This is a genomic window from Ornithinimicrobium carbonis (assembly GCF_050703245.1).
Taxonomy (GTDB): Bacteria; Actinomycetota; Actinomycetes; order Actinomycetales; family Dermatophilaceae; genus Ornithinicoccus.
On record NZ_CP192647.1, the window covers coordinates 3,646,636 to 3,670,217 of the forward strand.

The 23,582-nt window shown below is 72.5% G+C and carries 18 protein-coding genes and 4 pseudogenes; 10 read left to right on the forward strand and 12 right to left on the reverse strand.

The genetic code is table 11. The features are described from left to right. Positions 1-105: 105 nt before the first annotated feature. Positions 106-411: pseudogene (locus tag ACQ95T_RS18270) on the forward strand (MogA/MoaB family molybdenum cofactor biosynthesis protein); the annotation flags it as partial. A 213-nt stretch (positions 412-624) separates the two neighbouring features. Continuing rightward, positions 625-1,623: a GTP 3',8-cyclase MoaA gene (moaA, locus tag ACQ95T_RS18275; RefSeq protein ID WP_425942413.1), complete on the forward strand. Its 999-nt coding sequence runs from the start codon at positions 625-627 to the stop codon at positions 1,621-1,623. 37 nt (positions 1,624-1,660) lie between these two features. Here the strand turns inward: moaA and ACQ95T_RS18280 are convergent, their stop codons facing one another. The 10 genes and pseudogenes from ACQ95T_RS18280 to ACQ95T_RS18325 all read right to left on the reverse strand — a co-directional run bounded on the left by ACQ95T_RS18280 (position 1,661) and on the right by ACQ95T_RS18325 (position 13,690). Then, positions 1,661-1,900 (reverse strand): MoaD/ThiS family protein, encoded by a 240-nt coding sequence (locus tag ACQ95T_RS18280; protein WP_425942415.1) that lies wholly within the window; start codon positions 1,898-1,900, stop codon positions 1,661-1,663. A gap of 51 nt (positions 1,901-1,951) precedes the next feature. Then, the gene (locus tag ACQ95T_RS18285) at positions 1,952-3,106 is read right to left on the reverse strand and encodes a cell wall-binding repeat-containing protein (protein WP_425942417.1); all 1,155 of its coding nucleotides are present in this window, start codon (positions 3,104-3,106) and stop codon (positions 1,952-1,954) included. A gap of 181 nt (positions 3,107-3,287) precedes the next feature. After that, a complete protein-coding gene (gene mobA / locus ACQ95T_RS18290; RefSeq protein WP_425942419.1) occupies positions 3,288-3,944 on the reverse strand; it encodes a molybdenum cofactor guanylyltransferase in 657 nt (218 codons plus the stop codon). A 76-nt stretch (positions 3,945-4,020) separates the two neighbouring features. Then, complete coding sequence (locus ACQ95T_RS18295; RefSeq protein WP_425942421.1) at positions 4,021-5,154, reverse strand: ThiF family adenylyltransferase; 1,134 nt, start codon at positions 5,152-5,154, stop codon at positions 4,021-4,023. Between the two features lie 10 nt (positions 5,155-5,164). Continuing rightward, positions 5,165-5,680: a hypothetical protein gene (locus tag ACQ95T_RS18300; protein ID WP_431473247.1), complete on the reverse strand. Its 516-nt coding sequence runs from the start codon at positions 5,678-5,680 to the stop codon at positions 5,165-5,167. Next, positions 5,662-6,409, reverse strand: a pseudogene (gene narI, locus ACQ95T_RS18305) (respiratory nitrate reductase subunit gamma). The gene ACQ95T_RS18300 and the pseudogene narI overlap by 19 nt, the downstream one beginning before the upstream one ends. Continuing rightward, positions 6,406-7,185: a nitrate reductase molybdenum cofactor assembly chaperone gene (narJ, locus tag ACQ95T_RS18310; RefSeq protein WP_425942427.1), complete on the reverse strand. Its 780-nt coding sequence runs from the start codon at positions 7,183-7,185 to the stop codon at positions 6,406-6,408. Before narJ ends, narI begins: the two are co-directional and overlap by 4 nt. Next, a pseudogene (narH, locus tag ACQ95T_RS18315) lies at positions 7,185-8,901 on the reverse strand (nitrate reductase subunit beta). The gene narJ and the pseudogene narH overlap by 1 nt, the downstream one beginning before the upstream one ends. Before the next feature lie 73 nt (positions 8,902-8,974). Beyond that, positions 8,975-12,704 (reverse strand): annotated as a pseudogene (locus ACQ95T_RS18320) (nitrate reductase subunit alpha). Next, entirely contained in the window at positions 12,701-13,690 is a 990-nt protein-coding gene (locus ACQ95T_RS18325; RefSeq protein WP_425942433.1) for a helix-turn-helix transcriptional regulator, read from the reverse strand. Before ACQ95T_RS18325 ends, ACQ95T_RS18320 begins: the two are co-directional and overlap by 4 nt. A 265-nt stretch (positions 13,691-13,955) precedes the next feature. Between ACQ95T_RS18325 and ACQ95T_RS18330 the strand changes: the two genes are divergently transcribed. The 4 genes from ACQ95T_RS18330 to ACQ95T_RS18345 all read left to right on the forward strand — a co-directional run bounded on the left by ACQ95T_RS18330 (position 13,956) and on the right by ACQ95T_RS18345 (position 17,639). Beyond that, positions 13,956-15,320, forward strand: a complete 1,365-nt coding sequence (locus ACQ95T_RS18330; RefSeq protein WP_425942435.1) for an MFS transporter — start codon at positions 13,956-13,958, stop codon at positions 15,318-15,320. After that, complete coding sequence (locus ACQ95T_RS18335; protein WP_431473248.1) at positions 15,317-16,714, forward strand: MFS transporter; 1,398 nt, start codon at positions 15,317-15,319, stop codon at positions 16,712-16,714. Before ACQ95T_RS18330 ends, ACQ95T_RS18335 begins: the two co-directional genes overlap by 4 nt. Positions 16,715-16,896: 182 nt before the next feature. Beyond that, positions 16,897-17,205 (forward strand): DUF2249 domain-containing protein, encoded by a 309-nt coding sequence (locus ACQ95T_RS18340; protein ID WP_425942439.1) that lies wholly within the window; start codon positions 16,897-16,899, stop codon positions 17,203-17,205. Next, positions 17,205-17,639, forward strand: a complete 435-nt coding sequence (locus tag ACQ95T_RS18345) for a hemerythrin domain-containing protein (RefSeq protein ID WP_425942441.1) — start codon at positions 17,205-17,207, stop codon at positions 17,637-17,639. The genes ACQ95T_RS18340 and ACQ95T_RS18345 overlap by 1 nt, the downstream gene beginning before the upstream one ends. 126 nt (positions 17,640-17,765) lie before the next feature. Here ACQ95T_RS18345 and ACQ95T_RS18350 read toward each other — a convergent pair whose 3' ends face one another. Further along, a complete protein-coding gene (locus ACQ95T_RS18350; RefSeq protein ID WP_431473249.1) occupies positions 17,766-18,278 on the reverse strand; it encodes a hypothetical protein in 513 nt (170 codons plus the stop codon). An 82-nt stretch (positions 18,279-18,360) separates the two neighbouring features. On the opposite strand from ACQ95T_RS18350, the gene ACQ95T_RS18355 reads away from it, so the two are divergent. The 3 genes from ACQ95T_RS18355 to ACQ95T_RS18365 all read left to right on the forward strand — a co-directional run bounded on the left by ACQ95T_RS18355 (position 18,361) and on the right by ACQ95T_RS18365 (position 21,690). Then, the gene (locus ACQ95T_RS18355) at positions 18,361-18,786 is read left to right on the forward strand and encodes a hypothetical protein (protein ID WP_431473250.1); all 426 of its coding nucleotides are present in this window, start codon (positions 18,361-18,363) and stop codon (positions 18,784-18,786) included. A 151-nt stretch (positions 18,787-18,937) separates the two neighbouring features. Then, on the forward strand, positions 18,938-20,449 hold the full coding sequence (locus tag ACQ95T_RS18360; protein WP_431473251.1) for a hypothetical protein: 1,512 nt from the start codon (positions 18,938-18,940) through the stop codon (positions 20,447-20,449). Continuing rightward, entirely contained in the window at positions 20,389-21,690 is a 1,302-nt protein-coding gene (locus tag ACQ95T_RS18365; protein WP_431473252.1) for a multicopper oxidase domain-containing protein, read from the forward strand. The genes ACQ95T_RS18360 and ACQ95T_RS18365 overlap by 61 nt, the downstream gene beginning before the upstream one ends. A 197-nt stretch (positions 21,691-21,887) precedes the next feature. Here the strand turns inward: ACQ95T_RS18365 and ACQ95T_RS18370 are convergent, their stop codons facing one another. Then, positions 21,888-22,757: a glycosyltransferase family 2 protein gene (locus ACQ95T_RS18370; protein ID WP_425942447.1), complete on the reverse strand. Its 870-nt coding sequence runs from the start codon at positions 22,755-22,757 to the stop codon at positions 21,888-21,890. Between the two features lie 92 nt (positions 22,758-22,849). Between ACQ95T_RS18370 and ACQ95T_RS18375 the strand changes: the two genes are divergently transcribed. Then, positions 22,850-23,581: a DNA-binding response regulator gene (locus ACQ95T_RS18375; protein ID WP_425942449.1), complete on the forward strand. Its 732-nt coding sequence runs from the start codon at positions 22,850-22,852 to the stop codon at positions 23,579-23,581. Position 23,582: the final 1 nt, after the last annotated feature.

A 23,582-nucleotide genomic window follows, 5' to 3' on the forward strand; every position in this document is an offset into this window, starting at 1 on the left:
CGTCGGGCCCGCCTTCGGCCCCGTCGGTCCCCGGTACGGCGATCGGAGAGCCTGCCCGGGCCTCGGGATGAGGCCGCCCGCAGGCCCACGACGTAGGGTGGAGCGATGAGCTCCACCCCGTCCCGCCCCCCCCGCACCGCCGCCGCGATCACGGTCTCCAACCGCAGCTCCGACGGGCGGCGCGAGGACACCTCCGGTCGTCTGCTGGCCGAGGCGCTGCGCGAGGCGGGTTTCGAGGTGGACGGACCGACCGTCGTCCCGGACGGCGTCGAGTCGGTCGCCACCGTGCTGCGCGAGAAGGTCGCGGCCGGCCACCGGCTCGTCGTCACCACCGGAGGCACCGGGATGGGTCCCCAGGACCTCACCCCCGAGGGCACCCGGCAGGTGATCACCCGCGAGAACCCCGGACTGGCCGAGCTGATCCGCAGGGAGGGGACGCGTCATACCCCCTTCGCAGCCGTCTCCCGCGGCCTCGTGGGCGTCGTGGACTGGCCGGCCGAGCAGGGCTCCGGCGGCACTCGTGGTGAACCTGCCCGGACGCCCGTCCGCGGTGACCGAGGGGATGGAGGTCGTCGCCCCGCTGCTGGGGCACGTCCTCGACCAGATCTGCGGAGGGGACCACTGATGACGGCCGGACCGCTCGTCGACCGCTACGGCCGGGTGCACCGCGACCTGCGCATCTCGGTGACCGACCGCTGCTCGCTGCGCTGCACCTACTGCATGCCCGAGCAGGGGGTGCCGTGGCTGCCACGCGACACCATGCTCTCCACCGAGGAGGTCGTCCGCCTCGCCGACGTGGCCGTGGGCCTGGGCATCGAGGAGATCCGCCTCACCGGCGGGGAGCCGCTGCTGCGCCGCGACCTCGTCGACGTCGTCGCCGGCCTGGCGGCCCTGGACCCGGCCCCCGAGATCTCGATGACCACCAACGGCGTCGGCCTGGCGCGGATCGCCGAGGACCTGCGGGCCGCCGGTCTGACCCGCGTCAACGTCAGCATCGACACGCTGGACCGGGAGACGTTCATCGCCCTGGCCAAGCGTGACCGGCTGGGCGACACCCTCGCCGGGATCGAGGCCTCCGCCGCGGCCGGTCTGGTGCCGGTCAAGCTCAACACCGTGCTCATGCGCGGTGTCAACGACTCCGAGGCGCCCGACCTGCTGGGCTTCGCTCTGGAGCACGGCTACCAGCTGCGGTTCATCGAGCAGATGCCGCTGGACGCCCAGCACCAGTGGGACCGCACCCAGATGATCACCGGTGAGGAGATCCTGGAGAAGCTGCGGACGCGCTACGAGCTGACGGCCATGCCGGACGACACCCGCGGCAGCGCCCCGGCCGAGCTCTTCCTCGTCGACGGCGGCCCGGCGACGGTCGGCGTCATCGCCTCGGTGACGATGCCGTTCTGCGGCACCTGCGACCGGGTCCGGTTGACCGCCGACGGGATGATCCGCAACTGCCTGTTCGCCACCGGCGAGACCGACCTGCGAGGACCGCTGCGCGCAGGGGCCTCGGACGAGGAGCTCGCAGACCTGTTCCGCGAGTCGATCGGCGCCAAGCTGCCCGGCCACGGGATCAACGAGCCGGGCTTCCTGCAGCCGCCGCGGCCGATGAGCCGGATCGGCGGCTGACGAGGTCGCCTGCCGACGAGCGGCAGCAGGGCCCGGCTCAGCCGCCGGCGAACGGCGGCAGCACGTCCAGGACGGCGTCGTGCGCCACCGGCAGGGACCGGTCGTTGACGTACTGACCCTCGTGCAGCACCGAGCTCAGCCGCAGCACGCGCTCCAGCTCGGCCCCGTGCAGCTCGACGAGCCGGTCGAGCAGCGCGCCCAGGTCGTCGGCCGCCACCTGTTCGGACTCGGTACCGGCCGCCTCTGCAGCGGCTGCGAAATATCTCACCGTGGCCATGCGTCCAGTCTCCCAGACACCGTGGGAAAAGGCCCGCCCCGCACCTCGCCATCACGGAACCGTGGGCACCTCGACCGGCAGGGCGCGCAGCTGGTCCAGCACCGGCTCGGGGATGCTGGCCTCCCCGCCGAGAGCCGTGATCCACGCGAGGTCCAGGTCCGTGACCGTCTGCGCCGTGCTCGCCGGGACACCGGTCGGGGTCAGGAGCAGGAGCTTGTCACCGAGGACACCGGCGTAGGCCGCGCCGACCAGGGCGTCCGGCCAGCCGAGCCCGCTGGCCACGGTCGCGCCGTAGTTGGTCGGTGACGCCTGGGCGAGCGCAGCAGCGGTCTCGTAGCGGCTGCGTCCCGCGACCCGGGTGACCGGGGCGACGGTCTCCAGCTGGCGCAGGACTGCGTCATCGACGCTGGCCGGACCCCCGAGCAGGACGATGTGACGGGGGCGGACCTCGTCCCGCAACGACTGCATCACGGAGGAGGGCACGCCGGTCGGTTTGGTCACGAGGAGCGGAGCGCCCTCCCAGGCGGCCGCAGCCCCGCCGGCCAGCCCGTCGGGCCAGTTCACTCCGGAGGCGACGAACGCGAGCTCGCTGGGGCCCAACGAGTTCGCCAGGCTCGCCGACACGACGTACCGGTCGGGCCCACCGAAGCGACGCACCCAGTCGCGACCCGGCGCGTAGTCGGCGAGTGCGGCCTGCACCTCGTCGCTCACCGCTCCGGGGCCGCCGAGCAGGATGATCGTGTGGGGCGCGAGCCGCTCGAGCGCGGCCCGGGTCGCACCCGGCAGGGAGTCCTTCCTCGTCAGGAGGACGGGCGAGGTGAGGGCGCCGGCGAACGCCCCGCCCGAGAGCGCGTCAGCGTAGTTCTCGCCGCTGGCCACCACGACCAGCCGTCGCGCCAGCGGATCGTCGACATAGACCACCTCGTTCCAGAACCTGGAGAGCTCGGCGGCCGTCTCGTACCGGTTCGCCCCGGAGACCCGCTCGACCAGAGGATGGCCGGCCGTCGCTGACTCGCGAGCCTCCTCGAGAAGGACCCGCGTCCTTGCGATCTGATCGGCATCCGGGAGCGGGACGGTCTCCCCGTCGGCGAGAACGGCGGCGGGAGTGGCGGCGGCCGTGGCGGCGGGAGTGGCGGCAGGTGCCACAGGGCTGGCGGCGACCAGCCCAGCCAGCACCAGCGCGGACAGGCGACGGACAGGCGACACGAGGGGGCCCTTCTCACGGGATCGACCATGGTGTGCCACGACCATCCCGACCCAGCCGGCGGCCCTGCACGGCGGGACTCTAGCGGATCGACGCAGCATGTCGGTACACCCGACGGAGGGGGCTCACGCGCCGGCAGCCGGTCGCTGCTGGGCGTGCCCTCCCGTGGATCGCGTGCCGGAGTCAGTCGCCGTCGGCCCCGTCGCCCAGTCGACCCTCCCAACGGGCGGCGTCCTCCCAGGTGTCGACGTCGCCCAGGTGCTCAGCACCGCGGTCGACGACATGCCAGCGCAGGTCCGCGACCAGCCTGCGGACGGACGTGTTCCGCACCTCGCCCAGAGCAGCCAGGGATGCCTCGAGGGCGGAACGCCGATAGATGGCCAGCAGCCACTGGCGGTGACCTTCCGCGTCCTGGTGGCTGACGGCATCCACCGCTTCCGGGACGCTGGGAAGCACCGCCTGCAGGGCGGCGAGCGCACGAGCGGCACCGGGCTGGTCGACGGCCACGACGGCGACCCAGGGGGCAACGCCCGCCCGGTCCCCGGGGGCCGACCCCACGGAGAGGTCTCCGAGAAGGTCCGGGACGGAGGGACGCAGCGCCTGGAGCCCCGCCGCGATACCGGCGACCGGGCCGCCGCCCGGCGGGTCCTCCGTCGTGCGCGCGACGCCGTCCGGGACGGAGGTGACCCCCACGACGACGACCGAGCCGCCGAGCCGGGCCGCCCCCTCGAGGACGCGGTGAAGCAGGCTCCGCCCGCCGACCATCAGGGCGGCCTTGTCCCGCCCGCCGAGGCGTTCGCCCCGCCCGCCGGCGAGCACGAGCAGGTCGACGATCGGCACGGGGCTCCTTCGGGGTGGGTGCGGGTTCCGGGACGGACCTGCGGGCGGCGGCGCGGTGGTCGGGCGACCCGCGCTGCTAGTAGCTCGGCAGGCCCGGGTCGACCCGTTCGATCCACGCGAGCATCCCGCCGGTCATCACCGACACGTCGGGATGGCCGAGACGGACCAGGTGGGCGGCGGCCCGGCGGGCCCGCGGACCGGTCTTGCAGTAGACGACCACGGGGCCGTCGGGCAGCGTCTCCAGGTGCTCCCACGTCAGCACCTCGCCGACCGGGACGGTCAGAGCGCCCGGCACGGTCCCGAGCGCGTGCTCGGCCGGCTCGCGGACGTCGAGCAGCAGCGGGGCGTCGGTGCCGCGCAGGACCGAGCGCACCTCCTCGGCCGACAGCTCGGGCAGCGGCACCAGCTCACGCACCGGCTCGTGCGTGGGAGGCGGCAGGAGGTCGCCGACGGGTCGCAGCGGCACCTCGCGCGTGCGCTGGGTGAGCGCGTCCACGAGCAGCACCCGGTCGACGAGGGGCTCACCGAACCCGCAGACCAGCTTGACGACCTCGGCGGCCATGATCGAACCCACCTGGCCGACGAGGGCCCCGAGCACACCGGCCTCCGCGCACGAGGGCACGTCCTCGGGCCGCGGTGGCCGGGGGAAGAGGTCGCGCAGGCTCACCGCGCCGGGCCGTCCGGGGACGAACGTGGACAGCTGGGCGTCGAAGCGCAGCACCGCCGCCCAGACGACGGGGGTCCCGAGCGCGGTCGCGGCGTCGGACACGGCATACCGCGTGGGGAAGTTGTCCGCGCCGTCGAGGACGACGTCGTGCCCCTCGAGCAGCTCGCGGGCGTTCTCCGGCGTGATCCGCTCGTGCCGCACCTGTACCGAGACGTCCGGGTTGAGCCCGGCGACGAAGCCGGCGGCCGACTCCACCTTGGACCGCCCCACGGCGTCCAGCCGGTGGATGACCTGGCGCTGCAGGTTGGTGGGGTCGACGTCGTCGTCGTCGATGATCGTCAGGTGCCCCACCCCCGCGGCGGCGAGGTAGGAGATCGTCGGACTGCCGAGCCCCCCGGCGCCGACGACCGCGACCCGGGCGGCCAGCAGACGGCGCTGCGCCTCGATCCCCATCCCCGGCACCAGCAGGTGGCGCGAGTAGCGGGACACCTGCGCGGGCGTCAGCTCCGGACCGGGCGCGACGAGGGGAGGCAGGGGCGGCATGCTGGGCAGGCTACGTCAGCCGACCGACACGGTCAGCACGCAGACGCTGTCCTCCTCGGCGACGACGTCGTGCCGGGCGGGGGGTATGGCGTGCGCGCTCCCCGCGGGCAGGGTCCACGACCGGCCCTCCGACCCCAGGACGACGCGGCCCGAGAGGCACAGCAGCGAGGCCGGGCGCGTCGTGGTCGGGCAGGCCGCCGCCGGCGGGCAGGCCGAGGACGATGAGGTTCTGCCCCGGCTGGCGCACGACCGAGCGGACGGCCCGCCCCCGGCCGGACTCCCGGGCCTTGGCCAGCAGCCGCTGCCCCTCGGCGAGCAGGTCGACGACGCGGTAGGGGTCGACCTCCTCGGCCGGGGCCAGCGTAAGGTCGCCCAGGACCGGGTGGGACGGGTCCTGGACGGACCCGGGGACCGGCCGCGCGGCTGATCCGTCCCCGGCACCGGCGACGGCCCCGCCCGCGACGGCCCCGCCCGCGGCCGAGCCCGGCGGCATACCTGCGGGGTCGCTCACTGCACCCGCTCCCACCCGCGCTTCTGCGCGCGGGACCCGGTCGCGGTGCCGGGGCGCTGGTCGCGGCTGCGGTAGACGATGTAGGGCCGGGTGAAGTACCCGATGGGCGCGGAGAAGACGTGCACCAGACGGGTGAACGGCCAGATCGCGAACAGCAGGAACGCCACGAGCGCGTGCAGCTGGAAGCCGATCGGCGCGCCCTCCATGAGCGAGGCGTCGGGCTGGAACCAGAAGATCTGCCGGAACCAGGGGGAGACGCCGTCGCGGTAGTTGTAGTGGTCGCCGGCGATGCCGAGGTTGAGCAGGCTGCCCGCCACGGTGTTCCACATGCCGAGCACGATGACGACGGCCATGAGGGCGTACATGACCTTGTCGTTGACGGTCGTCGCCCGGAAGACCGGCCCGGTCGTGCGCCGGCGGTAGACCAGGATGGCCAGGCCGACGAGGGTGGCGATGCCCGCCGGCAGCCCACCCGCGAGCGCGACGATGTGGTAGAGCTCCTGGCTGATCCCCGCCCGCTCGGTCCAGCTCTGCGGCACGATCAGGCCCATGAAGTGCCCGACGGCGACGAAGAGCATGCCGAAGTGGAACAGCGGGCTGCCGATCCGCAGCAGCCTGTCCTCGTAGAGCTGGCTGGAGCGGGTGGTCCACCCGAACTTGTCGTAGCGGGTAGCGCCAGACGTGCCCGACGACGAAGACCGCCAGGCAGATGTACGGGAAGATCACCCAGAGGAAGGTGCTCATCGGGGGGCTCCTACGGGGATGGTCGGGCCGAGGGTATGGGGTGTGCCGGCGGGAACTCCGCCGTCGCCGCAGGCGCTGCCCGAGGAGGGCGGGGTGCGCAGGTGGTCCAGGGCGGGGTCGATGGAGTAGGGCGCGTCATCGATACCGACGGACTCCTGGGGCGGACCCTCGGCGATGAGCCGCGCCAGCGCGGCCTCGTCGTTCTCCTCCAGCTGGGGCAGGGTGGCGCGCAGCGCGTCGACGACGTCGAGCCAGGGCGAGCCGCGCCGCTGGAGCGCCCGGTGGAGCAGCTCGATGCCGACCCGGTGGTCGTTGAGCATCTTCCAGGCGGCGTCCGGGTCCACGGTGGCCCCGAACTCCAGCACGACCGAGAGGTGGTCGGGCAGCTCCCCGGTCGCGCCCTCGCCCTCGGCCAGCTCCACGCCGTGCCGGCGGTAGGCCTGCTTGAACTGCACGAGGGCCACCCCGCGGTTGCGGGTGTCGCCGTGCAGGAAGTAGGTCAGGTGCAGGCAGCACTTGCGGGTGACGTCGAAGGTGTCGACGTAGTCGATCTGCACCGACGCCAGGTCGCTCCCGTCGACGTGGTCGAGGAACCGGTCCAGGGGCGTCCGGACCCGGTCCGGCAGCCCCGCGACGATCTCGCGCATCGCCGGCAGGCGCTGCACGAGCGCGTCGTCGGGGTAGTCGAGCAGCAGGGAGACCAGCTGCCAGGTGTCGGCCTGGGCCTGCGCCTCCAGCCGCGGGTCGCTGCGCCGGTGGCGCCGCCAGGGCAGCATCAGCGGGTCCCGCCGGTGCCGTCGCCGGACCCGTCGGCCGCCTGGCCGACGCCCTCGGCGGGCCGGTCGGGGAACATGCCCGCGGGCACGCCCTTGCCGTCCCAGTTGAGCAGGTTGACCCGGCCCCGCTTGGAGCCCCCGGAGACCAGGGACTCCTGGGTCTGGCGCTGCTGGAGCATCTTGAAGTTCTCGACGGCCACCGGGGTGGTGGCTCCCCGGCCCGAGCCCTCGCCGAAGGGGCCGGACTCGTCCATCAGCTCGTCGTCGTACCCGGTCACCGGGCAGTCGGTGGCCAGCTCCTCGAGGGCGTGGGCGTCCTCGCCGTGCGCGGACGGGATGACGTAGCGCTCGTTGTACTTGGCGATCGCCAGGAGGCGGAACATCTCGTACATCTCCTCCTCGGTCATGCCGACCGCCTCGGGGATCTCCGCCCGGGGGTCGCGCCCCAGGTTGATGTCGCGCATGTAGGAGCGCATCGCCGCGAGCTTGCGCAGGACCTCGTTGACCGGCCGGACGTCACCGGCGGTGAAGAGGTTGGCCAGGTACTCCACCGGGATGCGCAGGGCCTCGATCGCGGCGAAGAGGTTGTCCTTGTCCTCCGCGTCGTACCCGGTCTCCTTGATGACGTCCACGACCGGCGACAGGCGGGATGTACCAGACCATCGCATCGGCATCGTGCGGTACTCCGGGTGCAGCGGCAGCGCGACCTTGTACCTGTTGATGAGGGCGTAGACCGGGGACTTCTTGGCCGCCTCGATCCAGTCGCCGGGGATGCCGGCCCGCTCCGCCTCCCGCTGCACCTGCGGGTCGAAGGGGTCCAGGAAGACCGAGCGCTGGGCCTCGTACAGCTCGTGCTCGTCCTGCACCGAGGCCGCCTCGAGCACCTTGTCCGCGTCGTAGAGCATGAGGCCGATGTAGCGCAGCCGGCCCACGCAGGTCTCGGCGCACACCGTGGGGATGCCGACCTCGACGCGGGGGTAGCAGAAGGTGCACTTCTCGGCCTTGCCGGTCTTGTGGTTGAAGTAGACCTTCTTGTAGGGGCAGCCGGTGACGCACATGCGCCAGCCGCGGCACTTGTCCTGGTCGACCAGGACGATGCCGTCCTCCTCGCGCTTGTAGATGGCGCCGGAGGGGCAGGAGGCCGCGCAGCTGGGGTTGAGGCAGTGCTCGCAGATGCGCGGCAGGTAGAACATGAAGGTCTGGTCGAACTCGAACTTCACCTTGTCCTCGATGCCCTTGAGCATCGGGTCCTTGGCGGCGTGCTCGGCCGAGCCGCCCAGGTCGTCGTCCCAGTTGGCGCTCCACTCGATGTTGATCTGCTTGCCCGAGATGAGCGAGTAGGGCTTGGCGACCGGGAAGGTGTCCTGGGCCGGGGGCGTTGAGCAGCGTCTCGTAGTCGTAGGTCCACGGCTCGTAGTAGTCGGAGATCTTGGGCATCTTGGGGTTGGAGAAGATGCTCAGGAGCTTGGTGAGCCGTCCACCCGCACGCAGCTTCAGGCGCCCGTTGTCGGCGCGGACCCAGCCGCCCTTCCACTCCTCCTGGTCCTCGTAGCTGCGGGGGTAGCCCAGACCCGGCCGGGTCTCCACGTTGTTGAACCAGACGTACTCCATACCCTGGCGGTTGGTCCACGCCTGCTTGCAGGTGACCGAGCAGGTGTGGCACCCGATGCACTTGTCCAGGTTCATGACCATGGCCATCTGTGCCATGACTCTCATCGTCAAACTCCTCCAACGTCGGGGTCTGGGGCGGAGCCCCAGCGGGGGTGCACGGGGGCGGAGCCCCCGGGTGTCAGTACTCCACCTTCGTCGTCCGCTTGCGGATGGTCGTCACTTCGTCGCGGTTGTTGCCGGTCGGGCCGATGTAGTTGAAGAAGTACGCGTGCTGGGCGTAGCCGCCGATCAGGTGGCTGGGCTTGAGCAGGATCCGGGTCAGGCTGTTGTGGATCCCGCCGCGCTTCCTGTCCGTCTGGGTGAGCGGCACGTCGATGAGCCGGTCCTGGGCGTGGTGCATGTAGACCGTGCCCTCGGGCATCCGGTGGCTGACGATCGCGCGGCAGGCGACGACTCCGTTGCGGTTGACCGCCTCGATCCAGTCGTTGTCCCGCACCCCGATCTTGGCCGCGTCCTGGTCGGACATCCAGATCGTCTGCCCGCCCCGGGAGAGGGAGAGCATGAACAGGTTGTCCTGGTACTCGGAGTGGATCGACCACTTGTTGTGCGGCGTCAGGTAGCGCACGCTCACCGCGACCGCGCCGCCGGCGTCCTCGGTCTCCTGGCCGATCGGCGCCTCCCCGAAGAGGGTGGTCATGTTGAGCGGGGGCCGGTAGGTCGGCAGCCCCTCGCCCATGCCGAGCATCCAGTCGTGGTCCAGGTAGAACTGCTGGCGACCGGTGAGGGTGTGGAAGGGCTTGGACCGCTCGATGTTGATGGTGAACGGGCTGTAGCGCCGCCCGCCGCTCTCCGATCCGGACCACTCCGGGGAGGTGATGACCGGTACCGGCGCGGCCTGGGTGTCGGCGAAGGTGATCTGCTTGCCCTCGTGCTCGGCGGACAGGTCGGCCAGCTGCGTTCCGGTGCGCTTCTCCAGGAAGCGGAAGCCCTGGGTGGCCAGGTGCCCGTTGCTCACCCCGGACAGGTGCATGATCGCGTCGTCGGCGAACTGGATGTCGGTCTCCAGCTTGGGCCGGCCGTCGGTCGGGCCGCCGTGGACCTCGCCGTTGCGCTGGCGCAGGATGCCGACCTCCCGCCCGACGTCGTACTTGACGCCCTTGGTCAGCATGCCGACCTTCTCCAGGAGCGGGCCGATCGAGGTCATCCGGTCGTAGACCGCGGTGTAGTCCCGCTCGACCTCGGCGATGACCGGGAGGGTCTTGCCGGGCACCGGCTCGACCTCGCCGGTCCGCCAGTCCTGCACGCGGCCGTGGACGGTGGCCATCGCCTCCGGGGTGTCGTGCCACAGCGGCTTGGTGACCACGTCCTTGCGCACACCCAGGTGGTCCACCGCGAGCTCGGAGAACCGCTTGGCCACGGCCTTCCACGCGTCCCAGTCCGTCTTGGCCTGCCAGGGCGGGGCGATGGCCGGGTTGAAGGAGTGGATGAACGGGTGCATGTCGGTGGTGTTGAGGTCGTGCTTCTCGTACCAGGTCGCGGCCGGCAGCACGACGTCGGAGAACAGCGTGGAGCTGGTCATCCGGAAGTCGAGCGTCAGCAGCAGGTCGAGCTTGCCCTCGCCGGCCTCCTCGCGCCAGACGACGCTGTCGGGGCGCTGGCCTTCGGCGGCCTGGTGGGCCTTGACCGCGTTGTCGGTCCCGAGCAGGTGCTTGAGGAAGTACTCGTTGCCCTTGGCCGAGGACCCCAGCAGGTTGGCCCGCCACAGCGACAGGATGCGGGGGTAATTGTCCGGGGCCTCCGGGTCCTCCACCGCGAACTTCAGCGTGCCCTCCTTGAGCTGCTGCACGACATACTCCGCCGCCGGCAGGCCCGCCGCGGCGGCGTCGTCGGCCACCTGCAGGGAGCTGCGGTCGAACTGCGGGTAGGAGGGGGTCCAGCCCAGCCGGACCGACTGGGAGAGCAGGTCCATGGTGGACCGGCCCTCGAACGCCCCGGTCGCGCCGTTGATGCCGTCGGCGCCGAAGGTGTCGTAGCGGTACTGCGAGGGTGTGCACGTACCAGTAGGCGGTCTGGTTCATGTGCCGCGGCGGGCGGACCCAGTCCAGGGCGAACGCCAGGTGCTGGAAGCCCATGATCGGCCGGATCTTCTCCTGGCCGACGTAGTGTGCCCAGCCGCCGCCGTTGCGGCCCTGGGTGCCGCAGATCGTCGTCAGCAGCAGCATCGCCCGGTAGATCTGGTCGGAGTGGTACCAGTGGTTGGTGCCGGCCCCCATGAGGATCATGCCGCGGCCCTGGGTGTCGATCGCGTTCTGCGCCCACTCGCGGGCGATCCGCACGATCTGCTCCAGGGGGGCGCCGCTGATCTCCGCGGCCCAGGCCGGGGTGGCCGGGACCGAGGGGTCCTCGTAGCCCTGGGGCCAGGTGCCCGGCAGCCCCGCCCGACCGACGCCGTAGTGGGCCAGCAGCAGGTCGAGCACGGTCGTGACCAGCCGGTCGCCGACCCGGCGCACGGGCACGCCGCGACGCTCGGTCACCTGGTGCCCCTCGACGTTGTCGAAGCGCGGCAGCTCCACCTCCACGGACTCGCCGGTGTCGCCGTAGAGCGAGAGGACCGGGCGGATGTCGCCCAGCTCCAGGTTCCAGCGGCCCACGCCCTCGTCGCCGTAGCGATGGCCGATCGAGCCGTTGGGGATCGCGACCTCGCCGGTCACGCCGTCGAGGAGCGCCGGCTTCCACATGGCGTTCTCGCTGGACTGCTCGGGGTGGCCCTCGAGGTCGCCGGCCACGAGGAACTTGCCCGGACGGAACACCCGGGAGGCTCCGTCGTCGCCGTCCGCCGGTTCCAGCGTCACCAGGTAGGGCAGGTCGGTGAACTGCTGGTTGTACTCGGTGAAGAAGTCGACCTGGCGGTCGACGAAGAACTCCTTGAGCACCACGTGGCCCATGCCCATCGCCAGCGCACCGTCGGTGCCGGGGGCCGAGGCCACCCACTCGTCGGCGAACTTGACGTTCTCGGCGTAGTCCGGCGCCACGGCGATGACCTTCTGGCCGCGGTAGCGCGCCTCGGTCATCCAGTGCGCGTCGGGGGTGCGGGTCAGCGGGACGTTGGAGCCCCACATGATGAGGTAGCCCGCGTCCCACCAGTCGCCGGACTCCGGCACGTCGGTCTGGTCGCCGAACATCTGGGGGGAGGCGTTGGGCAGGTCGGCGTACCAGTCGTAGAAGGAGAGCATCGGGGCACCGATGAGCTCGTGGAAGCGGGCGCCGGAGGCGTAGCTCACCGGGGACATCGCGGGGATCGGGGAGAAGCCGGCGATCCGGTCCGGGCCCCAGCGCTTGACCGTGTAGACGTGCGCGGCGGCGATCATCTCCACCGCCTCCTCCCAGGTGGAGCGCACCAGGCCGCCCTTGCCGCGGGCCTTCTTGTAGACGGCCGTCTTCTCCTCGTCCTGCACGATCGAGGCCCAGGCGACGACGGGGTCGCCGTAGGTCTGCTTCGCCTCGCGGTACATCTGCAGGAGCGTCCCGCGCACGTAGGGGTAGCGGACCCGGGTGGGGCTGTAGGTGTACCAGGAGAAGGCGGCCCCTCGCGGGCAGCCGCGCGGCTCGTACTCCGGCTTGTCCGCCCCGGTCGAGGGGTAGTCGGTCTGCTGCGCCTCCCAGGTGATGATCCCGTCCTTGACGTAGACCTTCCAGGAGCAGGACCCGGTGCAGTTGACCCCGTGGGTGGAGCGGACGACCTTGTCGTGGGCCCACCGGTCGCGGTAGAAGGAGTCGCCGGTCCGTCCGCCCTCGAGGGTCAGCGTGCGCTTGTCCTCCGACACCTCCCCGCGGGTGAAGAAGCGGCGGGTGCCGACCAGCGCGTCGCTCAACGGACCGTCGAGCCGGGACGTGGTGCGCTCACTCATGCAGGATCTCCTGGTGCGGTTCGGTCTGGGCGGTCGGGCGAGGTGGAGGGGGGTATGGCGTCCGCGGACGTCGCGACGCCGGTGGAGGTGGGGGCAGGGGCACCGGTGGGGGTGGCGCCAGCAGCGGGGAGCGGGGCGGGCGCAGGGGTGGGGGCGGAGCCGGAGCCCGGGGTCGACCACCGGGCGGGGCCGGGGTCGATCGGCTCCCCCGGTGGCGTGCGGTGCCGCAGCAGCACGGCGTGGCAGGTGGTCGGACCGACGAACGGACGGAGGCTGACGCCGGCGTCCTGCTCGCCCGCCGCTTCGAGGGCGCCCCTGAGCAGCCCCCGGTGGACGCCGCAGACGACCTCGGGGTGGATCCGGGCCAGGTCGAGGAAGGGGCAGTCCCGGAGCGTGAGGGTGACGTCCCCCTCCCGTCCGCTCACCGACAGGTCGGGCGTGTAGCCCCACTCCTGGAGCAGGTCGACCACCCCGCCGACCTTGGCCACCCACTCTCCGGCCGTCGACGCCGCGTGGGGGACGTCGTCCTCGCGCAGCCCGTGGTCGTCCCCCTCCTCGAGCCGGTGGCGCACCCACTCGGCCCCGGCCTCCTCGGGCGTGAGGCGACCCTCGTCGGCGGGGTCCAGGGCACCGGCGAGCAGGGTGGCGAGCACCTGGTAGGGCCCCTCCACCCCGGGGCGGGCGACCGGACCCAGCTCTCCCTCGACGACGAAGTACCGCTTGGCGGGGCGCCCCGCGCCCCCGCTGCGCACGAACCTGCTGCCCACCAGACCGGCCGAGACGAGCTGGTCGAGGTGGAAGCGGACGGTCGTGCTGTGCAGGCCGAGGACCGTCCCCAGCTCGGCGGCCGTCATCCCGTCGTCCCGGGTGGGCCGCCCCTCGACGGCGAGGCGCGGCAGGCCCACGAGGTGGTCGACGATCGACCGCCGGACGGCAGAGGTGAGCAGGAACGCACCACCGCGTTCGACGTGCTCGGCTGCACCCATGTCGGCGCCCCCTTTTATCGGAGTTGGCTCGCCTAATCTAAGCCTACGTCGCGGACCTCGCGCAACCGACCCCCCGACCCCCGGGACGCACCCTGGTCGCGGAGGGTCTTTGTGCAGGCCAGGCACGGTTTAGCGCACAGTTCTATGCGCTAATTCTGGGAGTGTCGCGAACGCCACATCGGAACGCTACCGCCGCCGTCGGGGGCGGGTGTAGGGTCGGCGTCGACACCTTTGCGATGACTCTTTCCTCTAATCAGGAGACCAGATGACGACCACCGCGTCGCCGACCGGGACCCCCTCGGCCCAGCGGTCCGGAGCCAGCCGGGTCATGTGGACGTCCACCGTGGCGTTCACCCTCATGTTCGCCGTCTGGCTGATGTTCGGCATCCTCGGCAAGCCGATCAAGGACGAGTTCGGGCTCACCGACACCCAGCTGTCCTGGGTCTCCGCGGTCGCGGTGCTCAACGGGTCGATGTGGCGGCTGCCGGCCGGCATGCTGGCCGACCGCATCGGCGGTCGCAAGGTGATGACCGCGATGCTCGCGGCCACCGCCGTCCCCGCCTTCCTCGTCAGCCGGGCCGACAGCTACGCCATGCTGCTCGTGCTGGCCTTCCTCGTCGGCTTCGCCGGCAACTCCTTCAGCGTCGGCATCGCCTGGAACGCCGCCTGGGCCCCCCGCGAGCGCCAGGGCTTCGCCCTCGGCCTCTTCGGGGCCGGCAACGTCGGCGCCTCGGTGACCAAGTTCATCGGCCCCCCGATCATCCTGGCCACGGCCGGCACCACCTTCGCCCTCGGGGTGCAGGGGGGCTGGCGGCTGATCCCCGTCGTCTACGGCGTCCTGCTCCTGCTCATGGCCGTGGCGGTCTGGGTCCTGACCCCCTCGGTGGACCGGATGCCGGGAGCCAGCAAGACGCTCGGCGAGATGCTCGTCCCGCTCAAGCAGCTGCGGGTGTGGCGCTTCAGCCTCTACTACGTCGCCGTCTTCGGCGCCTACGTGGCCCTCTCGGCCTGGCTCCCGCTGTACTACATGGACAACTTCGAGGTGTCCCTGACCACGGCGGGCCTGCTCACCGCCCTGTTCATCTTCCCCGCCTCGCTCCTGCGCCCGGTGGGCGGCTGGTTCTCCGACCGCTGGGGCGCCCGCAAGGCGATGTACGGAACCTTCCTCGTCATGCTGCTCACGACGGGCATCCTCATGATGCCGAACGGCTACATCGTCATCAACCACGCGGACGGCCGGGAGACCGAGCACCTGGCCTACGCCATGCACATCGTGCCGTTCACCGCGCTGCTCTTCCTGCTCGGCTGCGCCATGGGCGTGGGCAAGGCCGCGGTCTACAAGCACATCCCGGAGTACTTCCCCGGCAACGTCGGGCCGGTCGGCGGTCTCGTCGGGATGCTCGGCGGCCTGGGCGGCTTCGTCCTGCCTCCGCTCTTCGCCTACACCAAGCTGTGGACCGGGTTCCCCACGTCCACCTTCTTCGTGCTCTTCCTCCTCGTGGCCGTCTGCCTGCTGTGGATGCACCTGACGGTCGTGCGGATGCTGCACGAGCGCTCCCCCGAGGTCGCCGACAAGCTCGACGAACCTGCCCCCGCCCCCGCCACGCCCCTCCAGGAGGCCCGCGCATGACCACCGCCGACTCCCCCCGCACCGGCAGCCGCTGGCTGCAGGACTGGGACCCCGAGAACGAGGAGACCTGGGACAGCAGGATCGCCTGGCAGACGCTGTGGATCACCACGTTCACGCTCACGCTGGCCTTCGTCACCTGGTTCCTGCCCAGCGCGATCGTCCCCAAGCTCAACGACATCGGCTACTCCTTCACCCAGACCCAGCTCTACTGGATGGCGGCCATGCCCGGCCTGGCCGCCGGCCTGCTGCGCATCGTCTGGATGGTGCTGCCGCCGCTCATGGGGACCCGCACCATGGTCGCGCTGACCACGGCGCTGCTCTTCTTCCCGCTCCTGGGCTGGGGCGTGCGCGTGCAGGAACCCACCGCTCCCTACTGGGAGCTGATGGTGCTGGCCTTCCTCGCCGGCATCGGCGGCGGCGCGTTCTCCGGCTTCATGCCGAGCACGTCCTACTTCTTCCCCAAACGCCTCCAGGGCACGGCCCTGGGTCTGCAGGCGGGGCTGGGCAACTTCGGCGTGTCCCTGGTCCAGTTGCTGACCCCGTGGCTCATCGGCTTCTCGATGCTCGGCTTCCTGGGCAACAGCCAGATGATGGAGCTGGCCGGTCAGGCCAACCAGGAGGTCTGGTACCAGAACGCCGCCTTCTTCTGGATCCCCTTCGTGCTGGTCGGGGCCGCTTGGGCGTGGCTGGCCCTGAAGTCGGTGCCGGTCAAGGCCAACGTCCGCCAGCAGTTCGACATCTTCTCCAACCCCGACACCTGGTACATGACGCTGCTCTACATCATGACATTCGGCACCTTCTCGGGGCTGGCGGCGCAGTTCGGCCTGCTCATGAAGAACCTCTACGGCGCGGGCAACCCGGAGATCGTGCAGGGCGCCGGCGAGAGCGCCCAGCTGCTCATCGAGAACTACGAGGTCCCCGAGGCCGTCAAGTTCGTCTTCCTCGGCCCGCTCGTCGGGGCTGGCGCCCGGGTGCTCTTCTCCCCGCTCACCGACAAGATGGGCGGCGCGATCTGGACGCTCATCTCCGGTCTGGGCATCATCGTCTCGATCTCCTTCACGCTGAGCGCCCTCACGCCGGACACCACCTCGGCGGCCACCCTGGACGCCGGCTTCGACCGGTTCCTGTGGGGCATGCTGGCGATCTTCCTGTTCGCGGGCATCGGCAACGCCTCCACGTTCAAGCAGATGCCGATGATCTTCGAGCGGCGCCAGGCCGGTGGTGTGATCGGCTGGACGGCGGCCATCGCCGCCTTCGGACCGTTCTTCTTCGGCATCGGCCTGACGCTGATGACGCCGACCATCTTCTACGTCATCGGCCTGGTCTTCGCCGTGATGTGCGTGGGCATCACCTGGTGGCGCTACGCCCGTCCGGGCGCGCCGAAGCCGAGCTGACCCGGCTCCGTCGACGAGCCGACGAGCCGACGAGCCGACGAGCCGTCGAGCCGTCCAGCCCGGCAGCGCGAGGTGCGCCGCCGGGCTCCGACGTCCTATAGTGGTGATTGCGACCCCTTGAATCATCTAAATGGGGCCGCGCACGCACGACCCGAACCGTCCGACGACCCGAGGAGCTCCCCATGACCGAGACCCAGCCCCGCACCGAGCTGAACGTCACCCAGGTCCGCGACGGCGGCTGCGCGTGCGGCTGCGCCGACGAGGGCATCCCGGCCCTCGACGTGCGCGTGATCCCGCACGCCATCCGGCACGCCACCATCTTCGGCGCCCTCGGCGGCCTGCGCCCCGGGCAGCAGATGGACCTCGTGGCCGACCACGAGCCGCGGCCCCTGCTGGCCCAGCTGGCCGAGCGCGAGGGCGAGACCTTCACGCACGAGTACCTCGAGCGCGGCCCGGAGGCGTGGGCGCTGCGCTTCACCCGTCACGCCTGATGTGCACCTACTGCGGCTGCGAGTCGATCGAGGTGATCGGCCGGTTCATGGCCGAGCACACCGAGATCGTCAACGCCGCAGGCCGGCTGCGCCGGGCCGTGGACGGCGGCGACCACGCGGAGGTGGAGCGCGCGTGCGACGAGGTCGCCGCGCTGCTCACCCCGCACACGCAGGCCGAGGAGGTCGGCCTCTTCTCGGTGATGCGCCGCCAGGAGGAGTTCACCGAGCACGTCGACAGCCTCTGCGCCGAGCACACCACCCTCGACGAGCAGCTGGCCGCCGTCCGCGCCGGCGACCACGGCCGGTTCCCGCAGTTCCTGGACGACCTGCGCCACCACATCGACCGCGAGGACAACGGGCTCTTCCCCGCCTCGGCGATCGCCCTGGACGGCCCGGACTGGGACGAGGTCGACGCGGCCACTCCCGCCCCGTGAGGTTCGCACCGCTGCTCCTGCTACCCGGCGGCCTGGCGCTGCTGGCCGGGCTGGACGCCGCCCTCACCCTGGCCGGGCTGCCCGCCCCCGCCGGCAGCGCCCGGCTGGCCTCGATCCACGGGTCCCTCATGGTGCTCGGCTTCCTCGGGACGGTGATCGCACTCGAGCGGGCCGTGGCCCTGCGCCGCCCGTGGGGTCTGCTCGCTCGCCCCCGGCCTGCTCGGCGCGGGTGCGCTCGCCCTCGTCGTCCTGCCCGACCCGCTGCTCGGCCGCCTGCTGCTGACCCAGGGGATGCTGGTCCTCGTGCTCGTGTATGCCGTGCTCTGGCGCCGCAACGAGGACCCCACCGTCGCCGTGCAGGCCCTGGGAGCGGTCCTCGCCACCGGCGCGGCCCTGCTCCTCACCCGGGTCCCGGTGGCCGACGTGCTCGCCCTCCTCGTCGGGTTCGTGGTCCTGACGATCGCCGCCGAGCGGGTCGAGCTGGCCCGCCTCGCCATGCCCCCGGGGGCGGGCGGCCGGCTGGTGGCCCTGACGGTCCCGCTCTCGCTCGCCGCCCTGGCCACCCTGCTGTGGCCGACGGCCGCCGGTCGGATCACGGCCGTCCTGCTGCTGGCCCTGACCCTGTGGCTGCTGCGTCACGACGTGGCCCGCCGCACGATCAACGCCACCGGACTGCCGCGCTTCGCCGCCGCCGCGCTGCTGGGCCGGGTACGCCTGGCTGATGGTCGCCGGCCTCCTGCTCCTGGCCACCGGCCGACCGCAGGGGGTGGTCTACGACGTGGTCGTCCACTCGGTCTTCCTCGGGTACGCCATGTCCATGGTGCTGGCCCACGCCCCGGTCATCCTGCCGGCGGTGCTGCGGGTCCGGCTGCCCTACACCCCCTGGATGTGGGCCCCCCTCGCCCTGCTGCACGCCACCCTGCTCGTGCGGGTGGTGGCCGCCCTCCTGTCCGGCGTCGCGTCCGCCCCCGACGGCACCGTCGCGACCTGGACCGGCGCCGCCGGTGGCAACGTGGCCGCACTGCTCCTCTTCGTCCTCACCGCGGTGGCCACGGCGCTGGCGGCCGCCCGCCGCCCCGTCCGTCCCGCCCGCCGCCCCGTCCGTCCGCCCGCCCGGACCCTGTCCCGAACCGTCGAAGGACCATGACCACCACGCAGAGCTCCGACCCCGCCCGCCCCGGCCCGGTGCCGGGCGCGCACCCGCCGGCGCGGCGGCATACCCCTCCCCGCCCTCTCCCGGCCGACCCGGCGGGGCGCGCGGGCGGTGGCCGCTGCGGGACTACCCGGGGCTGCTGTGGATGACGCTGGCGGTGCTGCTCACGCTCGTGCACCCCTTCCTGCCCGGGTCGCGCTGGCTGATGGTGCACCTGGTGCTGCTCGGCGCTCTGACCCACTCGATCATGGTGTGGAGCACCCACTTCACCCAGGCGCTGCTGAAGACGCGGCCCGGCCTGGACGACCGGCGCGACCAGAGCCGACGGCTGACCCTGCTGCTCGTCGGGACCACCGTCACGCTCGTCGGCGTCCCGACGTCGACCTGGGAGGTGACCGTGGTCGGCGCGTCGCTGGTGAGCGTCGCGGTCGGCTGGCACGGCGTCCAGCTGTGGCGCCGGCTGCGCGCCGCGCTGCCGGGGCGGTTCCGGGTGACGGTGCGCTACTACCTCGCGGCGGCCGTCTGCCTGCCCGTCGGAGCCGCCCTGGGCGCCACCCTCGCGCTCGGTCTGGGTGACGCGCTGCACGGACGGTTCCTGCTGGCCCACATCACCGTCAACGTGCTCGGCTGGGTCGGGCTGACCGTCACCGGCACCCTGCTCACCCTCTGGCCCACGATGCTGCGCACCCCGATCGGGCCCCGCGCCGAGCAGCGGGCCCGCCAGGCCCTGCCCGGCCTGGCCGGCGCGCTCGGGGTGCTGGTCCTCGCCTCGCTGGCCGACCTGCGCTGGGTGACCCTCGCCGCCCTGGCGGGGTACGCGCTCGCCCTGCTGTGGTGGGCCTCGGCGACCCTCGCCCCGGTGCGCACGGCCCCGCCCCGGGAGTTCGCCCCCGCCTCGGTCGGGCTGGCGCTGCTGTGGTGGCTGCTGGGCATCGGGCTGGTGCTGTGGCGGCTCGCGACGACGTCGACCTGGGCGGAGTTCGCCCAGGGCATCGGCACCGTCAGCGCCGTGGTCGTGGTCGGCTTCGCCGCGCAGCTGCTGACGGGAGCGCTGTCCTACCTCATCCCCTCGGTCATGGGCGGCGGCAAGACGGTCGTCCGCGCGGGACAGGCGTGGTTCGACCGGTGGGGCACGGCCCGCCTCGTGCTCATCAACGTCGGGCTGGCGCTCTGCCTGCTGCCGGTGCCCAGCTGGGTGCGGGTCGTGGTCTCGGTGCTCGTGCTCGCAGCGCTGGCCGTCTTCGTGCCGCTCATGGTCGGCGCCATCCGGGCCACCGTCCGGGCGAAGCGGGAGGTCGAGGGAGCCCGGGCGCGGGGGGAACGGCCCGCCGGTGCCACCCCGACGCCGGGCCTGGCCGCCGGTGCCGCCGACCGTCTGCCCTCGGTCTGGTCCGGGGGCCAGCTGGTCGCCGCCGTGTCGGCCCTGCTGCTCGCGGTCTCCGTCGGCGTGGCGGTGGACCCGGCGGCGGCCGGGCTGGGCCCGACCGCGTCCGGGACGGCGGCGGGCACGGGCGGGACCGCAGGGTCGGGCGGAGCCGCCGGGCAGGTCGCGCCCCCACCGGGCGCACGACGACCGTGCAGGTGGAGGCGGTCGGCATGCGGTTCGAGCCCGCGACCGTCGAGGTGCCCCTCGGCGACCGCCTCGTCGTCGAGCTGACCAACACCGACCCCACCAACGTCCACGACCTGCAGCTCTTCGACGAGCGCACCCCCCGGCTCGCCACCGGCGAGTCGGCGACCCTCGACGTCGGCGTCGTCACCGGGCCGACCCAGGGGTGGTGCACGATCGTGGGCCACCGTCAGATGGGGATGGTCCTCGACGTCGTGGTCACCGGAGGGGACGCGGCCGGCGGGAACGTCGCGAGCGGGGCGGACGGCGCGGCCGACGGCGCCCAGGCCGGCGAGGGCCCCGCCGCGCACGGCAGCGACGCGGCGGGGGGCGCGCCCGGAGCGGGCACGGCATACCCCGCTCCGGCCACGCCGGCGATCGACCCGGACGCCCGCGTGCAGGACGTGGTCGACCCGGTGCTGCCGCCCCTGCCCGAGGAGCGCGTCCACCGGCTCACCCTCACCGCCGAGGAGGTCGAGCTGGAGGTCGCGCCCGGGATCACCCAGACCCGGTGGACGTTCAACGGTCGGGCGCCGGGGCCGACATTGCGCGGGCGGGTCGGCGACGTCTTCGAGATCACGCTGGTCAACGACGGCACGATGGGCCACTCGATCGACTTCCACGCCGGGGCGCTCGCGCCCGACCGGCCGATGCGCACGATCGCACCGGGCGAGTCGCTGGAGTACCGGTTCACCGCCGAGCGGGCCGGGATCTGGATGTACCACTGCTCCACGATGCCGATGAGCGCGCACATCGCGGCCGGCATGCACGGAGCCGTCGTCATCGAGCCGGAGGAGGGGCTGCCGGAGGTCGACCGGGAGTACCTGCTGGTCCAGTCCGAGGTCTACCTGGAGCCGGGCACGGGCGGCAGCGGCAGCGCTGACGCCTCCGGGCCGGCCGAGGTGGACATGGACGCCATCGCCGCCGAGCGGCCGGCCTTCGTCACCTTCAACGGCATCGCCAACCAGTACGGCACCGCCGGCCGGATGCTCGACGCCCGCGTCGGTGAGCGCGTGCGGATCTGGGTCCTGGACGCCGGACCCAGCCGACCGAGCAGCTTCCACGTGGTCGGGGGCCAGTTCGACCGGACCTACCTCGAGGGGGCCTGGACCCTGGGCGACGCCGACGGTCCGGCGCAGGACGCGGGCGCCCAGACGCTCGGCCTGCAGGCGGCCCAGGGTGGGTTCGTGGAGCTGACCTTCCCCGAGGCGGGGCACTACCCGCTCGTGTCGCACATCATGGTCGACGCCGAGCGGGGCGCGCACGGCTACGTCCGGGTCACCGACTGAGGACGGCAGCACACAGGCTGGAACGGCGGGCGGTCTGGCGACCGGCCGAGGGGCGGCGGGCGGCCGAGGGACGGCGGGCGGCCAGGTCGGCGGCCGGCCGGGGCGTCGTGCGAACGACGCCCCGACCGTCCCCCGCCCCCTGATCCCTCGGTGCCGTCCCCGCCATGGTCACGGCACCCAGGGAAGCTGCGCTGCGGCTACGCCGCGGTGAACCGACCGGAGGGGTCCCGCCGCACGTGGCCCTGGCCCTGCAGCCGCTGCAGCCACGGGACGTCGGGCTCGGCGCCCCAGCGCTCGCGCCAGACGGCCGCGTGCCGCAGGGCGACGCGCACCTCGTCGGCGAGGGGGACGTCCGGCACCAGCTGCTGGTAGGCCGTCGCCCCGCCCACCCAGACCCTGGCACCGCCCGCCTCGTGCACCGCGCGGGCGAAGTCCACGTCCTCCAGGCCGTGACCGACGTAGTCCGTGCTGTAGCCGCCGACCGTCTCCCAGTCCTGCGCGCTCATCGCGAACGAGCACCCGGAGCACAGCTCCCAGCGCCGGTCCACCTCGAACTGCCCCGGCGTGAGGGCCGGGACGCCGGGCGTGGGCACGGCGACGTCGCGCAGCTGGCCAAAGGGGTAGCCGACCACGGGGTTCTCCGGCGGCGGGAGCTCGAGCACCGGGCCGCACCACATCGCAGGGCCGTCCACGTCGGGCCTCTCGCCCGCGCCTGCGCCGCTCCCGGTGACGGCATCGGCATACCTCTGCAGGGTCCGTCCTCCCGGGATCGCCGAGGCGCTGAGGAACACGAGGACCTCGGCACCCTCCTCGATCGCGGTCCGGGCGGCGAGGTTGCGGGCCGCGGCGTAGGGCAGCGCGCGGCGGTCGGTCTGCACGGGGCGCACGATGGTGCGCCAGCGGTCGGTGCCCAGCGGCAGCCGGTTGCGGGTGAGGTCGCGGTCGCCCATCGAGACCACCACGTGCAGGTCGGTGGGCCTGGATCCGACGGAGATACCGTCGACCTGGCCCAGCAGCTGCTCGTGGTTGCCGCGGGTCATCGTCAGCACGGCCAGGGTCGGGGTCACACCTGTGACCCTAGTGACGGCACTGACCTGCGACTACACCCTGAGGGGTGATTCACGGCGACGGGTGCAGGTCGGGGGCGTACACTCCGTGCGTGACTGTGCCCGCGCCCGTGACGGTGGCCATCCTCAACGACTACGAGGTGGTCGTGCGGGGTGTCCACGCCATGCTCGAGCCCTTCGCCGACCGGGTCCAGGTGGTCGAGGTGGCGGCCGGACTCCCGGTCCGCAGCCCCGTCGACGTCGTCCTGTACGACACCTTCTCGGCCCCGCAGGTCGACTCCGCCGACTTCGACCTGGCCGTCGCCGCGGAGGAGTTCGCCGCGGTCTGCGTCTACTCCTGGGACACCGACCCCAGGCTCGTCGAGATCGCCCTCAGCAAGGGCTGCCGGGGATATCTCGACAAGGGGCTGGAGGCCGAGGAGCTCGTCACGGCCGTGGAGCGGGTCGCCGCGGGCGAGCTAGTGGTCTCCCCCTCCCGCTCCCACGTGGTGCCGATCGGGCCGCAGGCCGGTCTCGCGGCCGACCAGGACCCGCAGGACCGTCGGGTCGAGCTGGTGCCGGGCGACTGGCCCGGCCGCTCCCACGGGCTGTCTCCGCGGGAGGCCGAGGTCGTCGCGCTCATCACCCAGGGGATGACCAACGTCGACATCGCCGCCAGGGCGTTCCTGTCGATCAACTCGGTCAAGACCTACATCCGCAGCGCCTACCGCAAGATCGGGGTGTCCCGGCGTTCGCAGGCGGTGCGGTGGGGGATGCAGAACGGCCTGGCGCCGGACACCCTGCGCGACACCCAGCCGGACGTGCCGCAGCGGGCCGGCGCGTAGG

Bases quoted from the DNA above. Each gene is read 5' to 3' on its own strand.
- ACQ95T_RS18280 (WP_425942415.1), bottom strand. From the start codon at position 1,900: ATGGCCACGGTGAGATATTTCGCAGCCGCTGCAGAGGCGGCCGGTACC.
- ACQ95T_RS18335 (WP_431473248.1), top strand. From the start codon at position 15,317: ATGACCACCGCCGACTCCCCCCGCACCGGCAGCCGCTGGCTGCAGGAC.
- ACQ95T_RS18330 (WP_425942435.1), top strand. From the start codon at position 13,956: ATGACGACCACCGCGTCGCCGACCGGGACCCCCTCGGCCCAGCGGTCC.
- ACQ95T_RS18360 (WP_431473251.1), top strand. From the start codon at position 18,938: ATGACGCTGGCGGTGCTGCTCACGCTCGTGCACCCCTTCCTGCCCGGG.
- ACQ95T_RS18345 (WP_425942441.1), top strand. From the start codon at position 17,205: ATGTGCACCTACTGCGGCTGCGAGTCGATCGAGGTGATCGGCCGGTTC.
- ACQ95T_RS18325 (WP_425942433.1), bottom strand. From the start codon at position 13,690: ATGGGTGCAGCCGAGCACGTCGAACGCGGTGGTGCGTTCCTGCTCACC.
- ACQ95T_RS18355 (WP_431473250.1), top strand. From the start codon at position 18,361: ATGGTCGCCGGCCTCCTGCTCCTGGCCACCGGCCGACCGCAGGGGGTG.
- ACQ95T_RS18295 (WP_425942421.1), bottom strand. From the start codon at position 5,154: ATGCCGCCCCTGCCTCCCCTCGTCGCGCCCGGTCCGGAGCTGACGCCC.
- ACQ95T_RS18365 (WP_431473252.1), top strand. From the start codon at position 20,389: ATGCGGTTCGAGCCCGCGACCGTCGAGGTGCCCCTCGGCGACCGCCTC.
- ACQ95T_RS18340 (WP_425942439.1), top strand. From the start codon at position 16,897: ATGACCGAGACCCAGCCCCGCACCGAGCTGAACGTCACCCAGGTCCGC.
- moaA (WP_425942413.1), top strand. From the start codon at position 625: ATGACGGCCGGACCGCTCGTCGACCGCTACGGCCGGGTGCACCGCGAC.
- narJ (WP_425942427.1), bottom strand. From the start codon at position 7,185: ATGCTGCCCTGGCGGCGCCACCGGCGCAGCGACCCGCGGCTGGAGGCG.